A 291-nucleotide genomic window follows, 5' to 3' on the forward strand; every position below is an offset into this window, starting at 1 on the left:
CAGAGACTGTTTCTGTTGAAGCCCCTTCAGAGGTGACCACTGGTGTTTCTGACACTGTGGCAGCTTCGCTTGAAGCGGTAGCTGCTGTATTTTCTGTAGGTTTAGCTGTGGCTTCATTACTTGCTGGAGCATCGACGTTAATAGCACCTTCTTTGATGATGGTTTCAACAGTTGCTTCATTAACGGGGGTAGGTTGTTCTTCAGCTGAAGCATAGCTGAGTCCTGCAAAACTCAAACCCAAAGCAAGTCCTGTCACTGCAATAGTTACCCAATGTTTTTTAACTTTGTGAA

General features: G+C 45.0%; 1 protein-coding gene. It reads right to left on the reverse strand.

Annotated elements, in window-relative coordinates:
- On the reverse strand, nucleotides 1-291 hold a 291-nt coding region (locus tag AX663_RS04205; protein WP_197414198.1), incomplete at both ends, for a KxYKxGKxW signal peptide domain-containing protein.

Origin of the sequence: Streptococcus sp. CCH8-H5 (assembly GCF_001556505.1) — a bacterium.
Classification (GTDB): domain Bacteria; phylum Bacillota; class Bacilli; order Lactobacillales; family Streptococcaceae; genus Streptococcus.